Origin of the sequence: Streptomyces sp. SID5910 (genome assembly GCF_009862125.1) — a bacterium.
Classification (GTDB): Bacteria; Actinomycetota; Actinomycetes; order Streptomycetales; family Streptomycetaceae; genus Streptomyces.
The window spans coordinates 1-1,109 of record NZ_WWHX01000154.1 but is presented as its reverse complement, the minus strand read 5'-3'; the positions used below and the strand labels follow the sequence as shown (position 1 = coordinate 1,109).

Genomic DNA, 1,109 nt, shown 5'->3' with positions numbered 1-1,109 from the left:
TGGACGTCGTCCTGATGGACATCCGCATGCCCGGCATGACCGGCATCGAGGCCACCGAGCGGATCCTCGCCGAGGCGGAGGACCCCGCGCCGCGCGTCCTCGTCCTGACCACCTTCGACCTCGACGAGTACGTGTACGGGGCCCTGCGCGCCGGAGCGTCCGGGTTCCTGCTCAAGGACGCCGGGCCCGAACGGCTGCTGGCCGCGGTCGCCGCGGTGCACGGCGGCGATGCGCTGTTCGCCCCCGCGGTCACCCGGCGCCTGGTGGAGGCGTTCACGCGGACGTCGGAGCCTGCGGACGCCGGGCCGCCGCCCGAGCTGTCGCCGCTGACCGGCCGGGAGGCCGAGGTCCTGAAGCTGGTCGCCCGGGGTCTGAGCAACGCCGAGGCGGCGGACCGCCTGTTCATCAGCGAGGCCACGGTCAAGACCCACCTCAACCGCACGATGACCAAGCTGGGCCTGACCAGCCGGGCCCAGGCGGTGGTGGTGGCGTACGAGACGGGTCTCGTGACGCCGGGGAGTGCCGCGGGCGGCGGGTGAGTTTGCGCCGACGGGGGGTGCGTCGGGCGCCTGCTGGGTAGGCTGCGCTGACATGGAGCATGAGGTGTTCGTTCCGGTTCCGGCCGAGCGGCTCAGGGATGTGCTGGCCGACCCCGTGCGGGTCGCCCGGGCGATCCCGGGGCTCCAGCAGGACGCCGGTGCCGAGCCCGTCGCGGGACGGCTCAAGGTGCGTATCGGCAGCCACTCCATCACCTACCGGGGCTCGCTGCGCCTGTCGGCGCGCGGCGACGGGGCGTACGTCGTGGAGGGCGACGCCACGGAGTCGCGGGGCACCGGCGCGGTGACGCTCGCGCTCGTGCTGCACGTGCGGGACGCCGAGGGCGGCACGACGGTGGCGTTCACCGGGACGGCCACGGCGGACGGGCGGGTCACGGAGCTGCCGGAGGAGCCGGTGACGTCGGCGGCCACCCGCCTGCTGACCCGCTTCGCGGAGAACCTGGGCACGGCGGCGGCCCCGGAGCCCAGCCCCACGTCGGTCTTCGACACGGAGGTCCCCCCGTCCTCCCTCGAAGCGGAGGCGGACACGGACACGGGCGCGTCCGAGGCCCA

At 74.8% G+C, this 1,109-nt stretch carries 2 protein-coding genes; both read left to right on the top strand.

Going from position 1 to position 1,109, the window contains the following annotated elements; all coding sequences use genetic code 11:
• A partial coding sequence (locus tag GTW67_RS05670) for a LuxR C-terminal-related transcriptional regulator (RefSeq protein ID WP_161163694.1) occupies positions 1 to 539 on the top strand: 539 nt, incomplete at its 5' end.
• Positions 540 to 591: 52 nt separating this feature from the next.
• Positions 592 to 1,109: SRPBCC domain-containing protein (locus tag GTW67_RS05665; protein WP_272920462.1), on the top strand; the 518-nt coding region annotated here is incomplete at its 3' end.